This is a genomic window from Corynebacterium tuberculostearicum SK141, assembly GCF_000175635.1.
Lineage (GTDB): Bacteria > Actinomycetota > Actinomycetes > Mycobacteriales > Mycobacteriaceae > Corynebacterium > Corynebacterium tuberculostearicum_C.
In genome coordinates this window covers 1-25,086 of the sequence record NZ_ACVP01000033.1, presented here as the reverse complement: position 1 = coordinate 25,086, position 25,086 = coordinate 1, and the positions used below count along the sequence as shown (strand labels likewise).

The window sequence follows — 25,086 nt, the reverse complement described above, 5'->3', positions numbered from 1 at the left end:
CGATGTTGGACGGGAGCGGCATCTACAAGGTTGCGCGGCAGCGCGCCGAAGAGATGCTCGGCTCGCAGGTACAGCATCCTTTCGGGCCCGACTGGGAAGTATTCAAAGTACGCGGCAAAATTTTCCTGTTATTGACAGCGGTGACAGGTCAACAGCAAATGATCATTAAGGCCGAGCCGGAGGATTGCCAAGCGCTACAGCAGCAGTATCCGTTCATTGCGCCGGGCTACCACATGAATAAGCGGCATTGGGTTTCCGTTTACTCACACGCAGAACTGCACCAACAGTTGATAGAGGAGTTAGTCACGGATTCCTATCGTTTGGTGGTGGAGAAGCTGCCGAGAGGGCGGCGGCCGATCGATCCGTCCTCTGGGCATTAAGGCCTTGGCGTTTAGGACAGTGACGAGTCACTTTAGATTTAAAGCCTTGTTGTTAAGATAAATCCCATGACCGAGCGCGATGACTACTGGCTAAATGATGAAGAGCTCGCATCATTTATGTCCTTAATGAGCGTAAATATTCGCTTGACCAATATTTTGGATGCTCAGCTGCGTGATGACGCAGGTCTGAGCTTTTTTGAGTACACGGTGCTCTCGCGGCTATCTGAGGCGGAAAGTCGCGAGATGCGTATGCGCGATTTGGCGATTACCGCCAATGGATCTTTGTCCCGCTTGAGCCAGGTCGTTACGCGCCTAGAAAAGCAGGGGTGGGTCGTGCGCCAGCCGTGCCCGACTGATGGCCGCACCACCATGGCAAAGCTCACGGATAGCGGCTGGGACAAAGTAGTAGAGACTGCGCCTGGACACGCTAAGCAGGCGAGGAGGTCCGTAATGGATAGCCTGACCCGTACGCAGATTCGCCAGATGCTGCAGATTAATCAGCGGATCATTAAGGCCATCGAGAATGATGAGCGCTACGGTGGGCGCTATTAGCTAGCGAAACGAGCAGGGCTATTTCTTGGGATAGCCGCGGCGGCCCGAGACGGTTTTATCGAAGGGGATCCAAAACCGGAGGGCCGCTTCCTGGTTTTTGGAGATACCGATACGCGGTCCGCACACCCATTCTGGTTCGGTGGTTCGCTCGACAAGCTGTATTGGTTGGTGGTTGTCTTCGAGCGTGAAGCCGAGGGCTTTGCCGAGGTTTCCCGGTCCGCGGGCGAGGTTATGAAAATCAGAGGTGCCACGGCGGGCGAAGGCGATGTCGGCACCCTCGATGATTTCACCGCCACGCAGCAGACAGCCCTGGCCAGTGCCTTCAGGGGCACAGACGATATTGACGTTGCGGTGGATGCCGTAAGAAATATAGACGTAGAACCTGCCCGGAGGACCGAACATGGCCGCATTACGCGGGGTTTTGCCATTGAAGGTGTGTGCCGCGGAGTCCTCGGCGCCTAGGTAAGCCTCGACCTCAGTGAGGCGGATGCTCACCCCGGCATGGGTGAGGGTGCAGCCGAGGAGTTGGGGAGCGACGGCGTCGGCAGTCAGGGCAAAATCAATCATTAACCACGAGCGTAGTAGCGCTTACCTGCCACGGGGGTGCGCAGGAGGCGATCCAGGCTCACAGGTTCGAGGCCCTTGGCGCGTAGGCCATCGATGACACAATCGGCGGCGTCCACGGTGGTGGGGTGGATATCGTGCATCAGCACAATGGAGCCGGCGCGGGCGCCTTGCACAGCCGCGGAGCACACATGGTCGGAGTTGCGGTCCTTCCAATCCACGGTGTCGACGTCCCACAGCGCTTGGGAGACGCCCTTATCGCGGGTGGCCTGATCCACGGTGGCGTTGGTCGCGCCATAGGGCGGGCGTACCCAGCGCGTGCCTTGGCCGGTGGCCTTTTTGATGGCGGCATTGCCGGCGTCGATTTCCTGGGATACCTGGTCATAGGACAGGGTGTTGAGCTGGCGGTGGCTCTTGGTGTGGTTGCCGATGGTGTGGCCCTCGGCCTTCATGCGCTTGAGCAGCTCAGGATGCTGATATGCGTTGGGGGCTAGCACCATGAAGCTTGCGTGCGCGTTCTTTGCCTTGAGCTTGTCCAGTAGGCGGTTGGTCTCGGCACCGGGGCCGTCGTCATAGGTGATAGCTACGCAATTGGCACAGTCGACGCCACCTTCGCTGCGCGGCTGCGGCTTCTTTGGAGCTGGGGCGGCGGGTGCCTTCTTCCCGGGGGCAGAGTGTGGAAATGCCTGGGAGCTGAAGTCTTCGACCTGTGCGCGGGCATCCTCGAGGCGATGGTTGATTTCTCCTTGAATATCCGCGCTTGAAGACGCAGGCAATCGTGGGATTTGCGGTAACTGTGCATGAGCGGCTGCTGGCATGGCGGCGGCAATAAGCACGGTGAGTGCAGAGGTGAGGATGCGGCGCATAGTGATCCTAAAGGTCAGGGATAGTGGACATGATGTGCCCATGACCCTAGCGCCTGCATGTTACTGACGTGATAGGACATGCCTAAAGTGTCCAAAGTGATTTGAGTGGTTCAGGTTTTAAGCGGTTTGTGGTTGCTTCGGCTGCGGTAGTAAAGTGTGTAGGCACTGGGGCATTAGCTCAATTGGTAGAGCATCTGCTTTGCAAGCAGAAGGTCAGGAGTTCGATTCTCCTATGCTCCACAGCATGAAGTCCGGCTTCCTCTTCGGAGGGCGCCGGACTTTTTCAATGCAATGGGTGGATATACGTTTATGTCGCGCCTTTTGTCCATCTAAACCAGCAAAACCGTCGACGAAAAATGGGGTTTAGATGGACAAAAGTCCTGATCTTCGGAAGTCCGGACAGATAGTGCAAGGTCGCGGGGAGGAAACTTTAAGTACAGTAAGTGGGGAATTATTACTATTACGCGAAACCATTAGGAGACTAACCATGGCCGCCAACGTTCGCTACAACGATCCCTTTACCTCCACAGAGAAGAAAGTTTCGGCGCCGGAGGGCGCAGAATACGTTGTGGTGCGCAAACGTGGCGAGGCCGCAGTGGATGGCGAGGTCATGAGCTTTCACGGCACTCGTGAAGAGGCGCGCGAGGCGGTTATGGCCGGGCTGACCGAGGAATTTAAGACGGCCGTGGATAATGAGCCGATTTACGTTACGCACGCCCGCCTGCGCTCGCTTTAGAAGCGTTTTAGCATCACAAAGTGTCCCTCGTGGCTGCCCACGTGTTCAAAGCCGAGGTGCTCATAGAGCCCCTTCGCGCGGGGGTTATCGGGGTGGACGGCTAGCGAGATGCCGGGGGCATGCAGGGTGTGGGCGAGGGAAATAGCGGCGTCGATAAGCGCGGTGGCAATGCCCTGTCCCTTATAGCGGGCCTCAACCGCGATGGCGATCTCCGGAATGGCGGGCTCGACAAAACCAAAGCCGTGGTTGTCCTCCGTTCCCCAATTGAGCCACACGCCACCGGCCGGGACAAGCTCCTCCCAGGCGATGAAGCCGCCCTGGTTGGGATCCCAATTTTCCACGTAGAAGGCAAAATCATCGGCAAAATCGGGGGAAAGCTCGCCGTGCTCGTCACCGAAGGTATCGGTGAGGAAGTTGAGGCGGGCGAGGTAGGTGCGGTCAGATTCTTGGGTTGCGCGAAGTTCCATGGAATCCACGATAGTCGCCAGTGGTGCACACGGGGTACGCATGCGAAAATCCCCTCCGCACAGGCCAGTGACCTGTGGGAAGGGATGCGGCTGCCGCTTAGGCTAGGTGGTAATTGCGGACGTCGTGACCGTTAAACTCGCGCTCGATACCGGCCTCGTCTACGGAGTGGAAAGTGGTTCCGTTATCGATGGCGAAGCGCAGGTTATCCACGCGAGAGGAAGGGTCTTTAGACACCGCACCCGCTGGGAAGTAGTACGTTGCGCCGTCTTTGAGCTTGACGGTAAGGGTCTCAAAGCTCATTGTTCATCTCCTTGTAGAAAGATCCCTAATGTGGGAATTCAATCAAGAGATTTTTGTCTAAGCAAAGAAATGAGATCTAGGCAACGCTGAATATACCCCCACGGCGGGGTGGAAAGCGTATTTATTCTTTGACCTACAGGCGGTGCTTGCCCTCGTTTTGGTGGTCATCGGTAATGCGGGTGGTATCGGCTGGCTGAGCTTCTTCTTCGCGGTGCTTGGCCAGCTGCTCGTCGATGGAACCCAGCAGTTCCTCATCGCGTACAGCGCCTTCCTCAACGAGGTCAGACTGGGTGTCATTCTCGCTGGTGGAGGTGTAGACCAAGGTGGACTCAGGGGCGGTGTGGGAAGCGGACTGGAAGTCATCCACGCGCGGTGGGGTCTGGGATGGCTTGTCGTTGGAGCGCAGCCAGTAGTAGGCGGCACCGGCCGCGGCGGAAAGCACAGCGATAATGCCGGCGAAGATCCAGCCCTTGGAGGACTTCTGCTTCTTCTGTTTCTTGGCTACCTTGGCGGACTTCTTCTTAAGGTTCTTCTGCGCCTTCTGAGAATCCTTTTTGGCCTGCTTGCGGGCCTTCTTAGCCTTCTTGGTGGCCTCTTCCTTGGCGTCACTAAGGCGCTCGGTGGCGTCCTCGCGGTAGTTGTTGAACTCATCCAGGGCGCGCTCGAGGCGGGAGTGCGCGGCGCGGGTGACGGCGCCTGCCTGGCGGCGGGACTCGGCGAAGCTGCCGTTATCGCGCTCGTCCATCTTCTGCGCGGCCTCCTCTAGGGCGGTGTAGGCTTCGCGGGACTTTTCTTCGCGGTAGTTGTTGAACTGGCTCCACAGGTTCGATGCGGTCTTGAAGGCCACGTTCAGTGTCGTGGGGTTCATGGGGTGGAACACTCCTTAACTCAGATTTATCAATTCGCTTTCACCCAGCATAGTGACGTGTCGGGTGGTGTACCACCGTGAGCGCGAAGGCGTGCAGGGGGAACGTGCCAGAAATAGACCGCTTGGTTCAGAATATACGATTATTATTCAGCCAATTTTTCGCCAACCTCGCAGTTTGCAGGCTTGCAATGGTAATACCATTGCACAATCGCTACCGCGCAAACTGAACAGCTTGGTACGTTTTTGTCAACGCACCGACGACGACCAGCAAAGGAGGTGACCATGAGCCCGCGACTTTCGGCTTCCGCGCCCTTGGATTATGAAAGCGAAGAGGAATCCCATGTGCCTGAGCGCCTCGCCCTTTCCTTCGAGGTAATCCCGCCGCGCCACGATGCCGATGCCGCCAAGATCGACCGCTTACTAGAAGTCCTGGAAAGTTATCACCCCGATTACATCGCTGTGACCAGCTCTCAGCGCTCCGGTTGGTTGGAGGGAACCGCGGCCTTCATTGAGAAGATTTCGCATAACACCTCTATGCGCCCCCTGGCGCACTTAGCGTGCACGGCCGGGACGCGCGACGAGCTCATCGGGTGGATCAATCGCTTGGTAGATGCCGGAGTTCGTGGCCTGCTGGCTCTGCGGGGTGACCTCCCCGAAGGGGGCATGCCAGAGCACTACTTCCAGCATGCCGATGAACTGGTTCGCCTCATCCGGGAATTGGAAAGCCACCAAGCGGCCCGCTTTGCTGCCGGCCGACTCGCTGTAAGTGTGGCGTGCTATCCCAGCGGCCATGCTGAATCCAAAAACGAGGACGAGGACTTCGACGTCCTGCTCAATAAGCAGCGCCTCGGCGCGGACTTCGCCATCACCCAACTCTTTTTTGATGCCGAGGATTTTCTCCGCTTCGCCCAACGGGCGGAGTTGGCCGGGGTGAAAATCCCCCTCATTCCGGGGATTATGCCCATGACCAGCCTGCGCCGGTTGGAACGAATGGGGCAGCTGTCCGGGCTGCCCGTACCCGAAAGGGTGCGTACTCGGCTCGCGGCAGCGAAAACCCCAGAAGAGGAATACGAAATCGGCATGGAGCTTACCGCCCAATTGGCCCGCACCATCGTGGCCGGGGGCGCAGAAGGCCTCCATATCTATACCCACAACAATCCCGACATCACTCAAGACCTGTTATCTCGAATCGGAGTAAGCAATGACGAACACTAATTTCCCCAAGGCGACGATTGAGGGCTACCCTCGCGTCGGCACTAACCGCGAGCTCAAGCGTGCGCTGGAATCCTACTGGGCCGGCCGCATCGATACAGAGACCTTTGAGTCTGCCGCTCATTCCCTGCGCCTGGATACCTATAACCGCTTGCGCGACCTCGGTCTTACTGAGGACTATGCCATTCCAGCCGACGTCGCTTACTACGACCAGGTGCTCGAGACCGCACTGACCGTAGGCGCCGTAGCCGGCGAGACCCTGGATGATGAGTTCACCTTGGCCCGCGGCAATAAGGACACCGCGCCGCTAGAGATGACTAAGTGGTTCGATACCAACTACCACTACATTGTCCCGGAAATTTCTGATGACCAGGACTTTAAGGCGCGCCCACAGCGCGTTATCAAGCTGGTGGAAGAAGCCCGCGCAGCAGGCCACACCGTGCGCCCATACCTCGTCGGCCCGGTTACCCTGCTGGCCCTGTCCAAGCAGGCCGAGGGCGCGACCAAGTCCCCGCTCGACCGCTTGGATGATGCCGTCAAGGCCTACCAGGAGGTACTGGCCGAGCTGGATAAATCCGGCGTGAAGTGGGTACAGCTGGCCGAGCCTGCCCTGGTAGCGGACCTGACCGTTGCCACCGATGAGGAGCTTGCTGCTTACATTAAGAGCGCCTATGAGGCCATCTTGGGTGCGGACAACCGCCCGCAGGTCTACCTCACCACCCCTTATGGCTCCGCGCGCAAGGGCCTTGACGTTCTGGCGGAACTTAAGCCAGAGGCCGTCCAGGTGGATCTTTCCGTGGGCACCCTGGCACTCGATGAGGGCTACCTTGAGCGCGTGAAGAAGCTGAACTCTCACGTGGTTGCCGGGCTTATCGACGGCCGCAATGTCTGGGCCGCCAACCTACGCGACCTGCGCTCCAAGTACGAGGACCTAGAGGGCAACCTCGACTCCCTCTCCGTATCGACCTCCGTTTCCCTGCAGCACGTGCCACACACCGTGGAGGCGGAAACCAAGCTGCCGGCCGACGTCGCTACCTGGTTCTCCTTCGCCAACGAGAAGGTCAAGGAAGTCGTCGCCCTGTCCCAGGGTCCGCTAGAGGCACCGGAGGCATATAGCATCAGTGACCGCGCAGTGCGCACCCGTGCCGAATCCGAGCGCATCCACAACGCGGCGGTGAAGGAGCGCATCGAAAAGCTGCCGGCCGGCGAGGTTGAGCGCGAGCCTGCCTTTGCTGAGCGCAACGAGGCGCAGAAGGAACTAGGCCTGCCGCAGCTGCCAACCACCACCATCGGCTCCTTCCCCCAGACCAAGGAGATCCGCCAGGCGCGTGCGGCGCACCGCAAGGGCGAGCTTTCCGACGCCGACTACAACGCCGCCCTCAAGGACGAAGTCAAGTCCGTCATCGAGCTGCAGGAGCGCCTCGGCCTCGACGTCCTCGTCCATGGCGAGCCGGAGCGCAATGACATGGTTCAGTACTTTGCCGAGCTGCTCGATGGCTTTGTCACCACCGAAAACGGCTGGGTCCAGTCTTATGGCTCCCGCTGCACCCGTCCGCCAATCGTTGTTGGTGACATCTCCCGCCCGGCTGCGATGACCACCGAGTGGTCCAAGTACGCGCAGTCGCTCTCGGAGCACCACGTCAAGGGCATGCTCACCGGCCCGGTGACCATCCTGGCCTGGTCCTTCGTGCGCGATGACGTACACCAGTCCGTCTCCGCGGATCAGCTCGGCGTCGCGCTGGCAGATGAGGTGCATGACCTGGAAGAGGCCGGCATCGACATCATCCAGATCGACGAGCCCGCCCTGCGCGAGCTGCTGCCGCTGCGCGAAGAAGACCGCAAGGCCTACCTGGACTGGGCCGTGCGTTCCTTCCGCCTGGTAGCGCTCGAGGCCAAGCCGACCACCCAGATCCACACCCACCTGTGCTACTCCGAGTTCGGCCAGATCATCGATGCCGTTGCCGGCCTGGATGCCGATGTCACCTCCATCGAGGCGGCCCGCTCCCGCATGGAACTACTGGAGGATATCGACGAGACCTTCCACTCCGAAATCGGCCCGGGCATCTATGATATTCACTCCCCGCGCGTGCCTTCCGTAGCGGAGATGGCCGAGCTCATCCGCGCCGCGCTCAAGCACGTGCCGGTCGAGCGCCTGTGGGTTAACCCGGACTGCGGCCTGAAGACCCGCGGTTACGAGGAGACCGAAGCCTCCCTGCGCAATATGGTGCTGGCTCGCGATGAGGTGCGCGAGTCCCTCTAAATCCTCCCTAATCGCACCGCAATCCCGGCCGGGTAAAGAATAAAAGTTGTTATTTGGCCGGGATTTCGCGCTGTGCCTTGCGGCGCTTATTGATCCAGCCGATGATCATCGGCAGCACGGAAATTGCCACTACGATCAGCATGATGATGTCGATGGAGTGAGCAATACCCGGGATGCCGCCCAGCAGGACACCGACGAGCAGCATGGAACCGACCCAGCCCACGCCGCCGAGGATATTCCAGCGTAGGAACGAGGAGTAGCCCATTTCTGCGGTACCCGCGGCGAAGGGGACGAAGGTGCGCACAATCGGCACGAAGCGTCCCAATACTAGGGCCACCGGTCCGTGGCGCTGGAAGAAGTCTTCCGCGCTATCGAGGTGTTCGGTGCGCAGGACGCGGGCATCGTCCTTGAAGAGCTTGCGGCCAAAGCGGCGGCCTAAATAGAAGCCCACCTGGTCGCCGGCAAAGGCGGCCACCGCGGCCACGACAAAGAGCAGCCAGGCGTTGATATCGAGTTCGTGGCGCAGGATGGCCGCGGTTACGAGCAGTGAATCGCCCGGCAGGAATGGGAAAAGCACGCCGGACTCGATGAAGATGACGACGGCGACGCCGAGGAGGATATAAGGTCCGAAACTCTGGAGCAGCGAGCCTGCGTCCATGAGGTTGTGGAGGGAGGACAAGAAATCCATGTGCGGATCCTTTCTTAGTAGTTCTTTTAGTATCCTCCGCAAACTGCAAAGTAGCTGCGAATCCGCTGGGTGTCCGGATGGAACCGGTATGTTTCTTTTCTCCTCCTAGCTTCCGGGTAAGAAACATCACTAGCGTGGGAGTATGAACCACTCCGCATTCCGCAATAGTCAAGACACTTTTCTCTCCGACGCCCTCGCTGGGCTCATCGCCAACCACCCCGATGCTCGTTGGCATGACGTCGGTTTCATTGGCCGCACCACGCCGCTGCGCACCGCGGACGGCGATCCGGCAGTGGCGGTGATTTCCGGTGGAGGTTCCGGTCACGAACCGATGCATGCCGGGTTCGTCGGCCAGGGCATGCTCGCCGCGGCCTGCCCGGGACTGCTGTTTACCTCCCCGAACGCGGTCCAGGTCAGCGAGGCCACCCAGTGGGCTGACCAGGGCAGGGGAGTAGTCCACGTGGTGAAGAACTACACCGGTGACGTCATGAACTTCACCGTCGCCCGCAACGCCGCCGAGGCGGTAGATACCCGCACGGTGCTGGTGGCTGATGATATTGCCACCGATGGCAACGAGGACGGCCCCGGCCGCCGCGGTACCGGCGCGACCATCCTGGTGGAAAAGGTCGCAGGTGCCGCCGCCTACCGCGGCGATGACGTGGACACAGTCGCTGAGTTGGGCAAGCGTGCCACGGAGAATTCCCGCAGCATGTCCGTGGCGCTGGGCGCCGGCTTCATGCCGACTACCGGCCGCGAAACCTTCGATCTGGAAGCCGGCCAGATGGAGGTGGGCGTGGGCATTCACGGCGAGCCGGGCACGCACACCGAGCAGGTAGATAGTGCGAGCGCCATTGTGAACCAGGTCCTGGAAAAGATCGTGCCCGCCCTCGAGCTGGGCCAGGGCGATGAGGTGGTGTGCCTGGTCAATGGCCTCGGCGGCACCACCCCGCTGGAGCTGAGCCTGCTCTTTGGCGAGGCCTCCGCGCAGCTGGCCCAGCGCGGCATCACCGTCGCCCGGTCGTTGGTGGGCTCCTACGTCACCGCGGTCAATATGCACGGCGCTTCCTTTACGCTGCTCAAGGCAGATGCGGAGTTGCTCGAGCTTATCGACGCCCCCACGTCCGCCCCGGCCTGGCCCCATACCCTAGGCGGTGCGAAGGCGGTGGAACCGGCCACCATCACCTTCCAGGATGAACTGCCCAGCGAGGGTGAGGAGAATCAGTGGCTCACCGCCTTTGTGGAACGCCTCCAAGCCTCCTTTGAGTCACTTACTGAGCTGGATCGCAAGGCCGGCGACGGCGACTTTGGCCAGAATATGGAGGCGGCCTTCGGCGGCATCGAGCTTCCCCTGCGCGGCACGGATACGGAGATCCTCACTGGGCTGGCCAAGCGCCTGCTCGTCCTCGCCGGCGGTACCTCCGGAGCCGTCTTCGGCACGCTCTTTACTGAGCTGGCCCGGGCGGAGTCGCTGGCGGATGGGCTCAATGACGCGGTCGACCTCATCCACGAGCTTGGTGGCGCGAAGCGCGGCGATCGCACCATGCTCGATGCCCTCATCCCTGCCGCAGAAAAGGCCCGCGAACTGGGTGCGAAGGAACCGAACGCGGAGACTTTGCAGGCCCTTTTCGACGCCGCCCATGCCGGCGCCCTCGACACCGAGGATCTCGCTGCAAAGAAAGGACGTGCCTCCTACCTGGGGGAACGCAGCAAGGGAGTAATCGATCCGGGCGCGATCGTGGTCAGCTGGCTCTTTGGGGGAGAACCTCTCGCAGCGCACTAAGCGAGCTCAGATCTCCCTTACCGGCGCGGTCGAGGTGGAGCGCATGCAGCCCCGCCGCGCGAGCTCCCTCCACATCATTGGCCAGGGAATCGCCCACCATGAGCGTGTCTGCGGGGGTCACTCCGAGCTGGCGGCAAGCAGCGAGATAGGCCTCCCGTTGTGGTTTGGGGCAGCCGAGGTCGACGGTGGGGATAAGGAGGACGTCGGCAAGCGCAAGGCCCGTTGCTTCCAGCTTCGCCTGCTGCATCTTGCGCTCGCCGTTGGTGAGCACACCCACCTGGAAGCCGGACCCGAGGGCCCAGGTGAAGGTGGGCAGGGCGTCGGCAAAAGCGCGCCACTGCTCCCGGTAGGCGGAAAGATAGCCGTCATAGGCGGCCAGCGCCTCGGCATCGCTCATCTCCCGGCCGAGGAATTCGCGGCAGCGCGCCGCCCGCTGGCCATGGTGGGAGACCTCGCCGCGCTCATAGGCTTGAAACCACTTTCTTTCAATGTCCGCGAACCGCGCATGCTGGCCCTCGGGCAGGCCGAGTTCGCGGCACCACTGATCCACTGCGTCTCGGGCCGCGCCGGTGTGGTCGAGCAAGGTGTCATCCAGATCGAAAAGTAGCGCGCGAATCATGCCTTCAGGCTAGCGCGATCGCTGACAGCGTTATGTCATGCGCGGCAGGCGCGCGTTAAATTCTTTACAATGGCTGGCATGACTCAGAAGACCGCAACTGCAACGATGCATACCAACTACGGCGACATTGTTATCGATCTCTTCGGTAACCACGCACCGGTAACCGTTGAAAACTTCATCGGCCTAGCCAAGGGCGAGAAGGACTACTCCACCCAGAACGCAAAGGGCGAGCAGTCCGGCCCGTTCTATGACGGCGCAATCTTCCACCGCATCATCGAAAACTTTATGATCCAGGGCGGCGACCCTACCGGCACCGGCCGCGGTGGCCCGGGCTACCAGTTCCAGGATGAATTCCACCCGGAGCTGCAGTTCGACCGCCCATTCCTGCTGGCCATGGCCAATGCCGGCCCAGGCACCAACGGCTCCCAGTTCTTCATCACCGTGGCGCCGACCCCGCACCTGAACAACCACCACACCATCTTTGGTGAGGTTACCGATGCTGCCTCCCAGGAGGTTGTATCCAAGATCGCCAAGGTTGATACCGACCGCATGGACCGTCCGCACGAGGACGTTGTTATCGAGTCCATCGATATCGCGTAATCGCCTTTTCCCTCGGGCCCGTCACCGCATTATCCATGCGGCGGCGGGCTCGTTGCAGTTTTACCCCAAGCAATCTACCGCTAGACCCGCCCCAAGGACTGACAACTTTATGACCATGGTGAGAAACTATATCCGCGCTACCCCGGCGACCGCGCTCATCGCCGCCGTCTGCATTATCGCTTGGCTGATTACCGCGGTGCAGGCCCGCACGCTAGGAGCCACCTTCTATGAATCCGACCTCGCGGTGGACTGGGGCCTGTGGGGCCCGCAATACCCGATTGCACCGCAGACGGCGCTGTCCTCCGCGTTCATGCACCTGGATGCGGGCCATTTGGCGGTGAACATGATCATGCTCGTGCTCATCGGCAGGGAGGTGGAGCGGGCCCTTGGCACCGGGTTGTACCTCGCCGCTTATCTCATTTCATGCCTTGGCGCGTCCGCCATGATCCTGACATTCGATTTCGAGACCCCCACCGTCGGCGCCTCGGGTGCGCTCTTCGCGCTCATGGCCATGCTGGTGGGTGCTTACCGCCAGCGCGGGCTCGATCTCCGCGCGCCCATCGCCCTCGTTCTGGCGAATGTGGTCTATACCTTTCTAGCCGATGGCGTATCCCTGTGGGGACACCTTGGCGGGTTGTGCACAGGCATCGTGTTGAGCCTTTTCCTCTATCGAAAAAGCCCCACCCTCCGCTGGGGCGGCGTTGCTGCGGTGGCCGCGGTGGTCCTCGCACTATTAGCCCACCAAGCTGGGGTTTGGGGATAACTGTGGAATTTGATCACCGGAAAGCGTGTGCGAAAGAATTCCACAATGGTTATCCACAATGTGGATAACTACATTTTTGTAATTTACCGAACGCCTTTCCGGAGTTTTCCCTGATCACGCTGGTCTGGACCGTGTGAAAGCGTGAAAATCAGCTTGTGGAAGCCCGTGAAAACAGTTATCCACAGGGTGTTAATAATTGTGTGAAATTCACATTTCACAGGTTTTCTCCACAGCCTGTGGATAACTTTCTACCCATTGTGTTAACAAGACTGATAAATTTGGGCATTGACCTGCATAAGGAGCATTGTGGATTATCAACCTCGCGCTGTGATCGTCGGCGCAGGCCCGAATGGGCTCACGGCCGCGGCTCGGCTGGCTATGGCCGGATGGCGGGTGGATATCTACGAGCGCGCCGGCCGGGCCGGTGGTGCAGCGGCATCCTCCGCGGAGATTTTCCCGGGCACGATTGTGGATCTCGGCGCGGCCGGGCACCCCTTTGGCGTAGCGAGCCCGGCCTTTCGCGCCCTCGACCTGGAAGCCCACGGTCTGCGGTGGCGCACTGCGCCTTATCCCATGGCCCATCCGCTAGAAGGCGCGCCGGCCGGGATCTTGCACGGTTCCTTGGCGGACACGGCGGCGGAGTTGGGAGCCGATGCCCAGGCGTGGAGGCGGCTACACGGGCACATCGTCCGCCACATCGATGAGCATGTGGATAACGCGCTTACCCCGTTGGTGCGGTGGCCCGAAAGACCCGTGCGCTTGGCGCAATTTGGCGCGGCCGGAGTCTTGCCCGCCAGCAGCTTGGCGCGGGCGGCCTTTCGCACACCCCAGGCCCGCGCGCTCTTTTCCGGCAGCGCGGTTCACGCGATTACCTCGCCGACCACGCCTTTTACCTCAGCGTTCGGCCTGCTCTTTGGCGGGCTAGGCATGACCCGCGGCTGGCCCGTGGTGGAGGGTGGCACCGGCGCTCTTATCGACGCCCTCCTTAACCTCCTGCGCTCCCACCACGCCCGCCTTCACACCGGATGCGAGGTCACCGATCTGCGGGAGCTGCCTCCGGCCGATGCGACCATCCTGAACCTCACCCCGCGCCAGATAATGCGGCTGGGCGGTCTGGAACTGCGGGACGGCACTCGGCGGAGCCTGGCCCGCTGGCGCTATGGCAGCGCCGTCTTCAAAGTGGATTTCCACCTCAGCGAGCCCGTGCCGTGGACCGACCCGCGCGTGGGCCAGGCCGGCACCGTGCACGTGGGAGGAACGCTGGAGGAGATATGTGGGGCTGAGGGGGACGTCGGCAAGCGGCGCATGCCTAAGCGCCCCTTGGTATTGGCATGCCAGCAATACGTGGCAGACCCATCCCGAGGGCACACCCTGTGGACCTATGCGCACGCCCCCCGCGGCTATGTGGAGCGCTATCCGGGCGAGGTCACCGAGCTGATTGCTGCCCAGATCGAGCGCTTTGCCCCCGGATTTCGCGATACCATCCTGGCCACCCACGCCACGAGCCCGGCCGATCTGGAGCGATGGAATCCTAATTTGGTGGGCGGCGATATCGCCGGCGGTTCCATGACCGGGCTGCAAACCCTCCTGCGACCACGCCTGTCGGCCCATTCGCACCGCCTGGCTCCGGGAGTATTTATGGCTTCTAGCTCGGCCGCTCCCGGCGCTGGCGTGCACGGTATGCCGGGGTGGTGGGCCGCCGAAGAAGCGCTTAGCGCGTGGAACGACGCTGCCAAATAAAGAAGCCCGCGCCGATGAGCCAGAGAGTCGCGGCGGCGAAGTACCCAGGGATGGTCGTGGTGCGGGGCAGGTAGGAACTGCCTGGGACGAGCCCGGCAACCACGGGCTCGAGGAGGAAGCCAAGGACGGCGAGGTAATCGAACCAGCGCAACCGTGCCGAGGCCGCGCCGGCTAGCCCCAGAACGGGTCCAGAGATGAGTGCTAGGAAGAACCACTGGGCGTTGTACTCGAATGCCTCGCGCCAGTTATATACACCGAAGACCACGAGCAAGGCGTAGTGCACGGCCAGCATGATAACGATGATTCCCGTACCGGCCATGAGTGCTTTGAGCCACCGGCCCGGAGAATCCTTACCCATGAGATAGCTAAAGATTCCCCACACCATGCCCGAACCCAAGACGTTGCCTAGGTAGTTGCGCACGGAAAGGCGGAGGGGAGCGGCGCCGGTGAGGAGGGTGGTGTCGGCAAACGCGATATGCACGGCCGCGTAGGCAACCGCAATGATGAGGCCAGCAGCAAGAATATGGCGAGACATGTGGCTCCTAGATATGAAAAATCCTCGCCACCTACAGGAAGTAGGAAGCGAGGGAACAGGCTGGGAGCTCTAGCTTAGCGCCAACCCATGGTCATCAGCAGGCCAATGATGGCGAGCCCGAAGCCAATGCCATAGTTCCAAGGGCCGAGTTCCGCCATGAATGGGATGTCCTCGCCAGCGAGATAATTGACCACAAGCCACAGCAGGCCGATGACCATCAGGCCCAGCATGATGGCGACGTACCACTTCGGGGTGCCCTCAGAATTGATCTTGACGGGCGTGCGGTTGCTAGCAGAGCTCGAGGTAGGGACGGAGGAGCTCTGGGAAATCTTTGACTTTGGCATAAGATACCTTTTCTAGATTTAAAGTCTTATCTAAGTTCGTACTGAGGCCTTAGGATACCAGCAGTTATGGCTGCGGCAGAAGTGCAGCGGGGTCGAAACTCCACAGGCGGATATCAATATTTTGATCCTTGCGCATGGTATCGCCCGGGTTCACAGACGCCCAGCCAATCTTATTGGCATCCACCAAGGCACCGGTAGGAGCCGGCTCGCCGACGACGAACTGGCCGGTCCAGCCAGCCTCCCGCAACGCGGCCTCGGCCTGGCCTTGATTCTTGCGTACCAGGTCAGGGGCCTTAAAGAGCATGCCATTGGATACCTCAACGGTAACCGGCTTGCCCTTTTCCAGCTCCGCGCCCTGGTTGGAGACGCTCAGCACCGTGCCCTTCGGCTCCAAGGAATCCACCTCGCGGACGTCTACATCAAAGTCATTCGACTCGAGACGGCTCTGGGCATCCTCGACGTCCATGCCGGCGACATTGGGCACGCGCTTCTTTTCGACGCCCTTAGAAACCGTTACCCGTACCTTCGATCCCTTGGACAACTGCGTGCCGCCGGCCGGGTTCTGCTTGATGATTTGGCCGGCCGGGGACTCATCGTTTTCCTCCGAGACATCGGAATTGAGCACCAAGCCTGCTCCTTCGAGGGCTCGAGCGGCCTCATCCAAGGTCATGCCGGTGATATCCGGGACGTCCGTAATCTCCTTGCCGGAGGAAACGGTCAGGGTCACCGAGGCATTCTTTTGCAGCTCGGAGCCTGGGGCCGGATTAATGCGGATGGCATTATTGCGTGGAATATCCGGGTTGGCCTCCTCATTGACGGTGACCTGCAGACCCATGTCTTCCAGTTCCTTAACCACCTCGTTGCGCGGGCGGTTTTCCACCTCGGGCACGGTGATTTTGTCCTCGCGGGCCGATTGGGTCTGGCGTGGCTTATCCTCAGAGTCTTTATCGTTGGAGAAGAAATCCCAGGCGAAGTAGCCCACGATGGCCACCAAGAGGGCGGCCAGGAAGGCTGCCAGCCACTTCATCCAGCCGCCACCCTGATTGTCATCGTCCTCGGTGGGGCGGGTGGACTGGATTGGCGCGCGGTGCGCGGCCGCAGCTGGTGCGGCGGCGCCGACCATTTCGGTAGGCTGCTCGTCTTCTTCCTCGTTGACGTGCATGCGCGCTGCTGCGGTGACCTGCCCGTTGCGCAGGCGCTCCAGATCGCCGGCCATCTCCCAAGCGGACTGATAACGATCCGCCGGGTGCTTGGCCATAGCGGTAAGTACTACCGCATCGATATTGACGCGTTGGGTAGGAGTCAGCGAGGGATCCGCGATGAGCTCCGACGGCGGCGTCGGCTCCTCCTGCACATGCTGATACGCAACCGCAAAGGGGGTTTCGCCCTCAAAAGGCGTATGGCCAGTGAGCGCCTCATAGAGCACGCAGCCCAGCGCATAGACATCGGAGCGGGCATCCGCGTTCTTACCGCGGGCCTGCTCCGGGGAAAGGTACTGGGCGGTGCCGATAACGGCGGAGGTTTGCGTCATCGCCGAGGTGGAGTCATCCAAGGCACGGGCGATGCCGAAGTCCATCACCTTCACCTGGCCGGTGTTGGTGAGCATAATATTTGCCGGCTTGATATCGCGGTGGATAATACCGGCCTCGTGCGAGGCTTGTAGTGCATCCGCTACCGGTTTGAGGATATCTGCGGCCTCTTGGGCGGACAGAGCGCCATCCTCGCGAATGATATCGCGCAAGGTGCGGCCGTTGACCCGCTCCATGACGATATATGGGATGGTCATGCCATCCAGCTCGGTTTCACCGGTGTCATAAACCGCCACGATATTGGGGTGATTCAGCTTGCCCGAGTTCTGGGCCTCGCGGTAAAAACGCTCGCGGAAGTTGACGTCGCGCGCCATTTCCGGTCGGAGCATCTTCACCGCCACTTGGCGGCCTAGGACGGTGTCTTCGGCAGCATAGACCTCAGACATGCCACCGGCGCCGATGATCTCGCCTCTCCGATAGCGGTCATTGACCATCGCTTAGTCACCCTCCTGTGTAAGTAGATCGGCCAAGTCTCCGGGGAGCTCATTAGCCTGCGAGTTTACTGGAGTATCCAGCTCAGGTGTAGTTTCAACGTGCGTATCCTGCGGATTCTGTTGCGTTGGTACGGCCGGGGGCTGTTCCTGGCGAGTAGGCGAGTGGCGCGTGGGTGCCTCGCGGTGAGTCGTGCGCGGGGCTTCTTCCAGATTGGATTCCTGCGGCTCCGTCTCTGTCACCGTCACCGGTTCTGGGGCCTCTTCCGTATCTTCGTCCGGGGTGTCCTGCGGGGTGGTGGTGGGATCGCGATACTCCGTAACCACCGAGGTCTCCGGCGTGCTGGAGGGCTCGCTTTTTCCCTCGTTATCGCTCAAGTTGTGGTAGGCAGCGTAACCACCACCGGCCACGGCTGCGAGGAGCAGGGTGATACCCAGGCCCTTCAGGAAGGAGGAGCCACCCTTGGACTTTTTTGTGGGAGCGGTTCCTGCAGCCGGATGGATGGTGGTGGGTTGGGCAACGTTTCCCAGCATCTCCGTCGATGCTGACGGTGAGGGCTCGGGTGCGCGTTGCGTTAGCGGGGCGGACTTAGGCTGCGGCGGGCGCTTGCCCAAGCGAACTGCGGAGATGGCCAGGGTGAACTCATTGCCATCGGCATAGCGGGTGGCCGGATCCTTGCGCAACGCAATGCGAATGAGCTCGCGCGCAGGGGCGCTGATATTCGTCGATAGTGGCTCCGGCTCCTGGTTGATGTGGGCCAAAGCGATGGATACGGAGGAATCTCCGGTAAAGGGACGCTTGCCGGCGAGCATTTCATAGCCGACGACGCCGAGCGAATAGACATCGGAAGCCGGCGTGACGTCCTTGCCCTGTGCTTGCTCAGGCGATACATACTGTGCGGTACCCACCACCATGCCGGTGCGGGTCAGCGGCACGGCCGCGGCCGCCTTGGCAATGCCAAAGTCCGTGATCTTGACCTGGCCATTTTGCGTAATGAGGAGGTTGCCGGGCTTGATATCGCGGTGGACCAGCTCCATGCGGTGAATGATGGATAGGCCATGCGCCGCTTGCTCGAGAACGTCGAGAGCGAGCTCTTCTTGCAGCGTATTTTCGCGCGCCAAAAGGTCCGCGAGGGATTCGCCGCGCACATACTCCAAGGCCATGAAGCAGAACTTGCGGCCGTTATCCTCTAGCTCGCGGTAGTCATAAGTGGCCACCACGTTCTCGGACTGAATGGATTCGGCCGATTTCGCCTCGTTGCGGAAGCGCGAGAGGAACTCCTGGTTATCGGAAAATTCCGGACGCAGAACCTTGAGCGCTACCTCCCGATCATTGCGGGTGTCATCAGCCAGCCACACGGTGGACATTCCGCCGTGGCCGATTACCCACTGCAGCTCGTAGTCGCTGCCAATCAGTGCTTGGAGATGTTCCTTATTCTCGGCGCTATTCATTACTGCTCCCCCTGGTATGCGCGCAGGATGGCGCGGCCAATCGGGCCGGAAACCTTGCCGCCCGTCGCGGACTCACCTAAGTTACCACCATTTTTCACCACGACGCCCACTGCAATATCCCGCTCCGGATCGAAGGCGACGTACCACACGTGCGGGGCCAGCCCCTCGCCGTGCTCGGCGGTGCCGGTCTTCGAGGCAAAGCCGTTACCGTCATATCCGGCGGAGGAACGCTCGGAGGCGTACATCAAGTCAGTGAGCGTCGCCGCAGTTTCCTCATTAACCGCTTGGTCCGCCTTCTTTGGCTTGGTGGTGCGAACGTCCTTCATCTGGGCGTCGGTAATGCGATTGACCAGGTAGGGCTGCATGCGGGTGCCCTTATTGGCTACGGTGCCCGCCATGACGGCTGCCTGCAGCGCGGTCATGGTGACGTCGCGCTGGCCAATGGCGGACTGCGCCGTGGCCGCCCCATCCGGCAAATCGCCCAAGGTGCCGGCGGAGGTAGACACGCCGAGGTCATAGTTTTCGCCTACGCCAAAGGCCTTGGCGTACTTGCGCAACTCATCAGCGCCGAGCTGCTCCGACATCTCCACAAACGCGGTATTGCAGGACAGCGCGAAGGCGGTTTGCAGGGTCACCGCATCCTGACCATTGCACTTTTGGTTGGCATAGTTAGTCAGCTCCGTCACCGTGTCTGGCAAGGTAATGACATTGGAACCGGTCAGGGTGGAGGAAGGATCAAAGCCATTGTTAAGGCCTGCTGCGGTGGTAATGATCTTGAAGATGGAACCCGGAGGCAGCGTTTCTGCACCGGCGTGGTTGACCAGCGGCTGTCCCTCTTGCTCCTGCAGGTTGGCCCAAACATCCTCGGCGGAATCACCCATTAGATCATTGGGGTTGTAGCCGGGGTTGGAGGCCATAGCTAGAATCTTGCCGGTGGAGGGCTGAATGGCAACCGCCGAGCCCTCGTAACCTGGGCCCACAAGCTGATCGTAAGCCGCCTGCTGGAGTGCAGGATCGATGGTGACCTCTACATTTGCACCCTGCTTCGGCTTATCGGCTAGAGCATCGAGCCAGTTTTGCTTCATTAAAGAATCATCAGTGCCATTGAGGATGTCATTTTGGGAGGACTCTAGTTCCGAGGCCCCAAATTGGCTCGACAAGTAGCCGGTCAGGTTGCCAAAGGCCGGTGAATCAATGGGGTAGGAGCGCGAGTAGGTCTCGTCTGGGTTCTGCGTCGACTGTGCCAATACGGTATTACCCGCAAAGATTTGGCCGCGCGGGGTGGTCTGCATTTCCATGAAGCCGCGCATATTCCGCGGATTATGGGCATATTTATCTTCAGAAAAAGCCTGAATCACCGTCAAGTTGACCAGCAAGATGGCCGTCAAAATGATGGCGAACAGTGACACTAGGCGGATGGATCGATTCATCGGTGAGCCTCCTGGACCGACGGGAACATGGAGGTATCGCTCGGAGCATTGCCCGAGGTCTCCTGCATGGGGCGACGAGCCGCGTTAGAGATCCGCAGCAGAATCGCCAACAACACGTAGTTAGCCATGAGAGAGGAACCACCGGCAGACATGAATGGCGTGGTCAGGCCGGTCATCGGCAGCAGGGCAGAAATGCCACCGGTGACCACGAAAACCTGCACGGCCAAGGTAAGAGAAAGACCAGATGCCACCAGCTTGCCGTAGGTATCGCGGGTGCGCAGCGCGGTACCGAAACCGCGGGTGGCCAGCATACCGAAAAGCACCAGTACGGCGGCGAGGCCAATGAGACCGAACTCCTCACCGATTGCGGCAAGGATGTAATCCGAGTGGGCCACCGGAACTAGTTCTGGATGCCCCTCGCCCAAGCCGCTGCCAGAGATTCCGCCTGAAGACAAGCCGAACAACGACTGGGAGAGCTGGAAACCCGTGACGTCATAGTTTCCCAGAGGGTCGAGGAAGTTAGAAAAGCGTTGCTGGATCTTGGAGGAAATCTGGTAGATGCCAAAACCTCCGACGCCGACGAGAACGACACCGATAAGCAGCCAGCTCACCCGGCCGGTGGCCATGAATAGCATGCCGAGGACGGTGCTAAACAGCAGAAGTGCCGGGCCGAAGTCATTGGAAATGCCCATGATGACGATCGCGATGGCCCACACGATCAGGATGGGTGCGAGGTCGCGAAGGCGCGGCAGGGAGATACCCAGTACTCGGTATCCCGCTACGGTAAACAGGGAGCGCTTTTGCGTCAGTAGCATGGCAAAGAACAAGATCAACAAGATCTTGGAGAACTCACCCGGCTGGATGGAAAAGGGGCCCAAGTTTATCCAGATGCGTGCCTCCACGTCCTCAGGCTGCGGCCATACCAGTGGCAGGGCCAGTAGGACAAGGCCTGTGGCGCCCAAGATATAGGAATAGCGCGTCAGCGAGCGGTGATCCTTCAAAATGGCTAAGACCAGCACAAAGAGCACGAGTCCGACGATGGTCCACATGACCTGACGCACCGCAAGCCCGCTTTCTTTAACCAGATCCAGGCGGGCCAACATGATGAGCCCGATACCATTGAGGATCGCCACAATCGGCAGCATGATCTGATCGGCATAAGGCGCTAAAAAGCACATCACCAAGTGGGCAACGGTGAAGACGCCGATGAATCCGCCGATGAGATAAACCAGGTCCATCGTCAGCGCATTGTCTTGGGATAGCTCCAGGCTGATCAAAGTGATAGCGAAGACAATGGCGGCTAGGATGAGCAGGCCGAGTTCGGTGCCTCGGCTAAAAAACTTTTTCACAACCTACACCTCCCGGCAGGTAACGCCAGGCTTGTTTTTCTTGGCATCCTTTTTATCTTTTTGGCTCGGTGCAGTGATACATGGCTTGAGCGCTTTATCGCCCAAATCATTGATCTGTTGCTGCACCTCACCTAGATCACCAGTGGAGAGATGGTCGACGGCGCTGCGTTCAGATTCCGGCAGGTCCGTGACCTTCAGCGGCGTGAAGTCGCTCTCGCACGGCTGGCTGGAAAATAGCAGCGAGTTGCTGTCATTAATGCACACGTTTTGGTGCGTGGAGTGTAGTTCCTTGCCAAAGACGGAGTAGTCAGCACCCTGTTGGATGGTGATTTCCTGTGCCTCGTTGGTGGCCACGTAGTAGTTATTGGACAAGAAGTTCTTCGCCCACAGTCCGGCACCGATGACCAACGCGAGGACGATGAGCAAGGCAAGGAGGACCTTCCAGCCGATCTTTCGGCCGGAAGTTTCGTCCTCCGTGTCGTCGTCGGCATGCTCGGGGCGCTCGTCCTCGCCCTCGGCCATGACGGCCGGTGGAATTACTTGCGGCTTGCGGGAGAGCTGTGCCGCCCGCGAAGCAGAAGAATCCGGATGGGTGGGCTCTTCTGTCGGGCCGGCGAGCGCGCCCACGCGGAACGGCTCATGTTCCTTGGGCTTTTCTTCAGTTACTTCACCGATAACCACGGTGACATTATCCGGGCCGCCGGAGCGGATAGCCAGGTCCACCAGGGTGGATCCGGCCTGCTCGATGCTGCCTTGACCCAGCGCGGTTTCAATGGTGGAGGCTGTTACCGGATCAGAAAGCCCATCGGAGCACAACAGGATGCGGTCGCCGGGCTTGGCGTCGAGGGTAAATAGCGTTGCCTCGACCGGGCGGCCCGTATAGGCCTTTAGAATGAGGGACTTTTGCGGGTGCGACGAGACGTCGCCCGGGTCCAGCTCGCCCTTATCCACCAAGGATTGCACGTAGGTATCGTCCTTGGTGATCTGCTTGAGCTTGCCGTCGCGCAGCAGGTAGCCGCGGGAATCGCCCACGTGGCACACGCCGAAATCCGTGCCGTTAAAGAGCATGGTGGACAGCGTGGTGCCCATGCCTTCGGTTTCTGGATGCGCCTTGACGTGGTCACTGATGGCCTCATTGGCCTGTTCGGCGGCCGCTTCTAGCAGGGCCTTGGTGTCTTCCTGGCCCGGATCTTGGTCCAAGATTTCTAGGTGGTTGACCATCAGCTCGGAGGCAACCTCGCCTGCCGCGTGGCCGCCCATACCATCGGCCAAGATCAAAAGGTGAGGACCGGCGTAGCCTGAGTCCTCGTTGTTATCGCGAATGAGGCCGCGATCGGACTTAGCAAAGAAGTTCAGCTTCAGTGTCATGCGTTCAACCTCACGGTGGTGCGGCCCAGCTTAATTTCGGAGTCCGCGCCGACTACCTCGGGTTGGTCGATGCGCACGCCATTGACAAAGGTGCCATTGCGAGATTCCAAATCTTCCACGACCCATTCGCTACCGCGGCGGAATAGCCGAGCATGGTGGCCAGAAGAATAATCGTCACCCGTGACAAAGTCGCAGTCAGAGGCGCGGCCTAGCGTGCAGTCCTCCAATGTGCCCAATTCCATATGGGATCCCTGCAAGGGACCCTCAACGATGGACAGCTGCTTAATCGCTTCCCGACGCCGCGGTGCCCCCACCTTCTTCGACTGCTGGCGGATAGCGCCGGCGGACTTATTGGTATCGCGACGCATGGCGTTTAAGGCCACCAGGATAAAAATCCAAAGCAGAGCCAACAAGCCGATGCGAAGCGCCAGCATGATGACTGCATCCATGGCGACCTCCCTTCCTTAACTGAACTTAATAGCTGTGCGAATCAAGGCCCGTGATGCGGACTTCGATGTGGGAATGGCCCATGGTGATCACATCGCCATCGGCCAGCAGCCAATTATCAATCGGCGTCTCATTCACCGTGGTGCCGTTGGTGGACTGCAAATCCACCAGAACCGCATCTTGGCCGTTCCAGGTGATTTCCGCGTGCTGGCGGGATACGCCAGTATCCGGCAGGCGCAGGTCGGCGTCGTTGCTGCGGCCGATAATATTGGAGCCTTCTTGCACGTGATAAACGCGCGAAGAGCCATCCTGCAGCATCAGGTTGACTGCGGGGCCCTGCGGCTGCGGGGCGGGTTGACTATCTGGAGCAATGAAAGCGGTAGTTACCGCGTCATCAGCCGTATTCTCGTGCTGCTCGGTCATCTGGTCCTCCTGACCATCAAAGTCGTGGAAAATAGCCTCAAATCCGGTCTCTTCCGTGGGCTCGTGATCAATAAACGAGGACACGCGAAGCTGACCCGTACGCAAACCAGATTCCTCCGCCACCCGCACGATCACGGGGCCCGCAAGGGACCATCCGCTATTGCGAATAAAGCGCGTCAACTGGTCTGCACAATCGGCCGGCAGGTTGCGATCCTGGGACAAGTTCTCCAAATCCTTGGAGGAGACACCTACAGTCATCACGTTTGGACTATAAAGATTGTCATCGTCGCCGCGCGCAAGATTGTCTTGAGCCTCTTGCTTCAAAAGCTCATCAATTTCCGCGGGAACGACCTTGCCACCGAAGACAAGTGCCATGCCGTTATCAAGGCCGCGTTGCATGGCGGAGTCCAGCTTCGCCAGCTTTTCCAAAAACGCCACGAGCCATTCTCCTTTCCACCATGCAGCGATCAGTAGCGATCAGTATAGTTTGTTCACTCCCTCGAAACGTAGATGGCGACGCGAAAGTTCCCAGAATTTTCGCCGCTGCCTCCCCGAAATAGTCTAGTTTTCCTGCAGATTTGTAGTCCAGTGCGCTCTTCGTGGTATCTTTATCAAGTCGCTAAGACAACCACACCCTGCCCGGGTGGCGGAATTGGCAGACGCGCTGGCTTCAGGTGCCAGTGTTCGATAAGGACGTGCGGGTTCAAGTCCCGCCCCGGGCACCATGTGAAGTCTCGAGACATCGTTCCGGTCGGTGTCTCGAGATTTTCTGCTTTTGGTTGCCCCAGACTCCCGAAAACCAGGCATTCGCAACGTCGCGAGTACTGCGAGGGTCAGGCGACTGTGCGGGCCAAGATTGTGCCCCGTTTGCGGGTTTTCAACACGATAACCGGGACCTGGTTCTGGCTTCAGTTGTCGTTAGTTGTTAGCGACACACACCTAGAACTGCTCCTGAAGGCGCTAGAAGTACCAGCGCTGGGCCTAGCACGGACATACTCTCAGAATCCCCCACTTCGGAGCAGAAAGCCACAGAGGATCGATGTCTCGAGACATCGCTTTTCGTCGTGTCTGGGCAGTTTTAGCTTCAGGGTTTTCAACCGGATCGATGTGGTGAGACATCTGAGCTGGTAGGACCGGAACGATCTCATGAGACATGCGGAACGATGTCTCCGAACCAGACACCGCCCCGGGCACCATCGAAATCCGGAGATGGAAACCACAGAAGTTTCCACTCCGGTTCTTTTTATTTTTCCTAGTCGCTGTTCTTCTGCTTAGTGCGCAGCATATCCATGCTCATCAATCATGTACTGGGTAGCAGTATT

The 25,086-nt window shown here is 59.9% G+C and carries 25 protein-coding genes and 2 tRNA genes; 11 read left to right on the top strand and 16 right to left on the bottom strand.

Annotated features, from left to right (window positions below; translation table 11 throughout):
* A partial coding sequence (locus tag CORTU0001_RS10220) for an MmcQ/YjbR family DNA-binding protein (RefSeq protein WP_005329708.1) occupies window positions 1-380 on the top strand: 380 nt, incomplete at its 5' end.
* A gap of 66 nt (window positions 381-446) precedes the next feature.
* Window positions 447-932 carry a MarR family winged helix-turn-helix transcriptional regulator gene (locus CORTU0001_RS10215; RefSeq protein ID WP_005329706.1) on the top strand — a complete coding sequence of 162 codons (486 nt, stop codon included), beginning with the start codon at window positions 447-449 and terminating at the stop codon, window positions 930-932.
* Window positions 933-950: 18 nt separating this feature from the next.
* Here CORTU0001_RS10215 and CORTU0001_RS10210 read toward each other — a convergent pair whose 3' ends face one another.
* Window positions 951-1,499, bottom strand: coding sequence for a DNA-3-methyladenine glycosylase (locus CORTU0001_RS10210; protein ID WP_005326236.1), 549 nt, complete (start codon window positions 1,497-1,499; stop codon window positions 951-953).
* Entirely contained in the window at window positions 1,499-2,362 is an 864-nt protein-coding gene (locus CORTU0001_RS10205) for a polysaccharide deacetylase family protein (protein ID WP_005329703.1), read from the bottom strand. Before CORTU0001_RS10205 ends, CORTU0001_RS10210 begins: the two co-directional genes overlap by 1 nt.
* Before the next feature lie 167 nt (window positions 2,363-2,529).
* On the opposite strand from CORTU0001_RS10205, the gene CORTU0001_RS10200 reads away from it, so the two are divergent.
* A tRNA-Ala gene (locus tag CORTU0001_RS10200) sits at window positions 2,530-2,602 on the top strand.
* A 247-nt stretch (window positions 2,603-2,849) separates the two neighbouring features.
* Entirely contained in the window at window positions 2,850-3,098 is a 249-nt protein-coding gene (locus CORTU0001_RS10195; RefSeq protein WP_005329702.1) for a hypothetical protein, read from the top strand.
* Here CORTU0001_RS10195 and CORTU0001_RS10190 read toward each other — a convergent pair.
* The 3 genes from CORTU0001_RS10190 to CORTU0001_RS10180 all read right to left on the bottom strand — a co-directional run bounded on the left by CORTU0001_RS10190 (window position 3,095) and on the right by CORTU0001_RS10180 (window position 4,734).
* Window positions 3,095-3,565, bottom strand: a complete 471-nt coding sequence (locus CORTU0001_RS10190) for a GNAT family N-acetyltransferase (RefSeq protein WP_034668745.1) — start codon at window positions 3,563-3,565, stop codon at window positions 3,095-3,097. The two genes, CORTU0001_RS10195 and CORTU0001_RS10190, sit on opposite strands and share 4 nt — an antisense overlap.
* A gap of 97 nt (window positions 3,566-3,662) precedes the next feature.
* On the bottom strand, window positions 3,663-3,866 hold the full coding sequence (locus CORTU0001_RS10185) for a hypothetical protein (RefSeq protein WP_005329698.1): 204 nt from the start codon (window positions 3,864-3,866) through the stop codon (window positions 3,663-3,665).
* Window positions 3,867-3,999: 133 nt separating this feature from the next.
* Window positions 4,000-4,734, bottom strand: a complete 735-nt coding sequence (locus tag CORTU0001_RS10180) for a hypothetical protein (protein ID WP_005329697.1) — start codon at window positions 4,732-4,734, stop codon at window positions 4,000-4,002.
* A 282-nt stretch (window positions 4,735-5,016) separates the two neighbouring features.
* On the opposite strand from CORTU0001_RS10180, the gene CORTU0001_RS10175 reads away from it, so the two are divergent.
* Window positions 5,017-5,949 carry a methylenetetrahydrofolate reductase gene (locus CORTU0001_RS10175; RefSeq protein WP_005329692.1) on the top strand — a complete coding sequence of 311 codons (933 nt, stop codon included), beginning with the start codon at window positions 5,017-5,019 and terminating at the stop codon, window positions 5,947-5,949.
* Window positions 5,936-8,206, top strand: coding sequence for a 5-methyltetrahydropteroyltriglutamate--homocysteine S-methyltransferase (gene metE, locus CORTU0001_RS10170; RefSeq protein WP_005329691.1), 2,271 nt, complete (start codon window positions 5,936-5,938; stop codon window positions 8,204-8,206). The genes CORTU0001_RS10175 and metE overlap by 14 nt, the downstream gene beginning before the upstream one ends.
* Window positions 8,207-8,255: 49 nt before the next feature.
* Here the strand turns inward: metE and CORTU0001_RS10165 are convergent, their stop codons facing one another.
* Complete coding sequence (locus CORTU0001_RS10165) at window positions 8,256-8,894, bottom strand: DedA family protein (protein WP_005326249.1); 639 nt, start codon at window positions 8,892-8,894, stop codon at window positions 8,256-8,258.
* 142 nt (window positions 8,895-9,036) lie between these two features.
* Between CORTU0001_RS10165 and CORTU0001_RS10160 the strand changes: the two genes are divergently transcribed.
* Window positions 9,037-10,674, top strand: a complete 1,638-nt coding sequence (locus CORTU0001_RS10160) for a dihydroxyacetone kinase family protein (RefSeq protein ID WP_005329689.1) — start codon at window positions 9,037-9,039, stop codon at window positions 10,672-10,674.
* Here CORTU0001_RS10160 and CORTU0001_RS10155 read toward each other — a convergent pair.
* Window positions 10,634-11,293, bottom strand: a complete 660-nt coding sequence (locus CORTU0001_RS10155) for an HAD family hydrolase (RefSeq protein WP_005329687.1) — start codon at window positions 11,291-11,293, stop codon at window positions 10,634-10,636. The genes CORTU0001_RS10160 and CORTU0001_RS10155 overlap by 41 nt on opposite strands.
* Window positions 11,294-11,362: 69 nt before the next feature.
* Here CORTU0001_RS10155 and CORTU0001_RS10150 point away from each other — a divergent pair, with 69 nt between their 5' ends.
* The 3 genes from CORTU0001_RS10150 (at window position 11,363) to CORTU0001_RS10140 (ending at window position 14,396) form a co-directional block, all read left to right on the top strand.
* Entirely contained in the window at window positions 11,363-11,893 is a 531-nt protein-coding gene (locus tag CORTU0001_RS10150) for a peptidylprolyl isomerase (RefSeq protein ID WP_034668743.1), read from the top strand.
* Between the two features lie 109 nt (window positions 11,894-12,002).
* On the top strand, window positions 12,003-12,656 hold the full coding sequence (locus CORTU0001_RS10145) for a rhomboid family intramembrane serine protease (protein ID WP_005329683.1): 654 nt from the start codon (window positions 12,003-12,005) through the stop codon (window positions 12,654-12,656).
* A gap of 306 nt (window positions 12,657-12,962) precedes the next feature.
* The gene (locus CORTU0001_RS10140) at window positions 12,963-14,396 is read left to right on the top strand and encodes a phytoene desaturase family protein (RefSeq protein ID WP_005329681.1); all 1,434 of its coding nucleotides are present in this window, start codon (window positions 12,963-12,965) and stop codon (window positions 14,394-14,396) included.
* On the opposite strand, the gene CORTU0001_RS10135 is transcribed toward CORTU0001_RS10140, so the two are convergent.
* The 9 genes from CORTU0001_RS10135 to CORTU0001_RS10095 all read right to left on the bottom strand — a co-directional run bounded on the left by CORTU0001_RS10135 (window position 14,368) and on the right by CORTU0001_RS10095 (window position 24,202).
* Window positions 14,368-14,931, bottom strand: a complete 564-nt coding sequence (locus CORTU0001_RS10135) for a hypothetical protein (RefSeq protein ID WP_005329680.1) — start codon at window positions 14,929-14,931, stop codon at window positions 14,368-14,370. The two genes, CORTU0001_RS10140 and CORTU0001_RS10135, sit on opposite strands and share 29 nt — an antisense overlap.
* A gap of 74 nt (window positions 14,932-15,005) precedes the next feature.
* Window positions 15,006-15,275 carry a cell division protein CrgA gene (crgA, locus tag CORTU0001_RS10130; RefSeq protein WP_005329678.1) on the bottom strand — a complete coding sequence of 90 codons (270 nt, stop codon included), beginning with the start codon at window positions 15,273-15,275 and terminating at the stop codon, window positions 15,006-15,008.
* Window positions 15,276-15,339: 64 nt separating this feature from the next.
* On the bottom strand, window positions 15,340-17,298 hold the full coding sequence (gene pknB, locus CORTU0001_RS10125) for a Stk1 family PASTA domain-containing Ser/Thr kinase (protein ID WP_005329676.1): 1,959 nt from the start codon (window positions 17,296-17,298) through the stop codon (window positions 15,340-15,342).
* A 3-nt stretch (window positions 17,299-17,301) separates the two neighbouring features.
* Window positions 17,302-18,747: a serine/threonine-protein kinase gene (locus CORTU0001_RS10120; protein ID WP_005329675.1), complete on the bottom strand. Its 1,446-nt coding sequence runs from the start codon at window positions 18,745-18,747 to the stop codon at window positions 17,302-17,304.
* Window positions 18,747-20,177 carry a penicillin-binding transpeptidase domain-containing protein gene (locus CORTU0001_RS10115; RefSeq protein ID WP_005329674.1) on the bottom strand — a complete coding sequence of 477 codons (1,431 nt, stop codon included), beginning with the start codon at window positions 20,175-20,177 and terminating at the stop codon, window positions 18,747-18,749. The genes CORTU0001_RS10120 and CORTU0001_RS10115 overlap by 1 nt, the downstream gene beginning before the upstream one ends.
* Window positions 20,174-21,526 carry an FtsW/RodA/SpoVE family cell cycle protein gene (locus CORTU0001_RS10110; protein ID WP_005329673.1) on the bottom strand — a complete coding sequence of 451 codons (1,353 nt, stop codon included), beginning with the start codon at window positions 21,524-21,526 and terminating at the stop codon, window positions 20,174-20,176. The genes CORTU0001_RS10115 and CORTU0001_RS10110 overlap by 4 nt, the downstream gene beginning before the upstream one ends.
* 3 nt (window positions 21,527-21,529) lie before the next feature.
* Window positions 21,530-22,894 (bottom strand): PP2C family protein-serine/threonine phosphatase, encoded by a 1,365-nt coding sequence (locus CORTU0001_RS10105; protein ID WP_005329672.1) that lies wholly within the window; start codon window positions 22,892-22,894, stop codon window positions 21,530-21,532.
* On the bottom strand, window positions 22,891-23,343 hold the full coding sequence (locus CORTU0001_RS10100; RefSeq protein WP_005329668.1) for an FHA domain-containing protein FhaB/FipA: 453 nt from the start codon (window positions 23,341-23,343) through the stop codon (window positions 22,891-22,893). The genes CORTU0001_RS10105 and CORTU0001_RS10100 overlap by 4 nt, the downstream gene beginning before the upstream one ends.
* Before the next feature lie 25 nt (window positions 23,344-23,368).
* Window positions 23,369-24,202: a DUF3662 and FHA domain-containing protein gene (locus tag CORTU0001_RS10095; RefSeq protein WP_005329666.1), complete on the bottom strand. Its 834-nt coding sequence runs from the start codon at window positions 24,200-24,202 to the stop codon at window positions 23,369-23,371.
* A 199-nt stretch (window positions 24,203-24,401) separates the two neighbouring features.
* Here CORTU0001_RS10095 and CORTU0001_RS10090 point away from each other — a divergent pair.
* Window positions 24,402-24,489: transfer RNA gene (locus CORTU0001_RS10090), tRNA-Leu, on the top strand.
* Window positions 24,490-25,086: the final 597 nt, after the last annotated feature.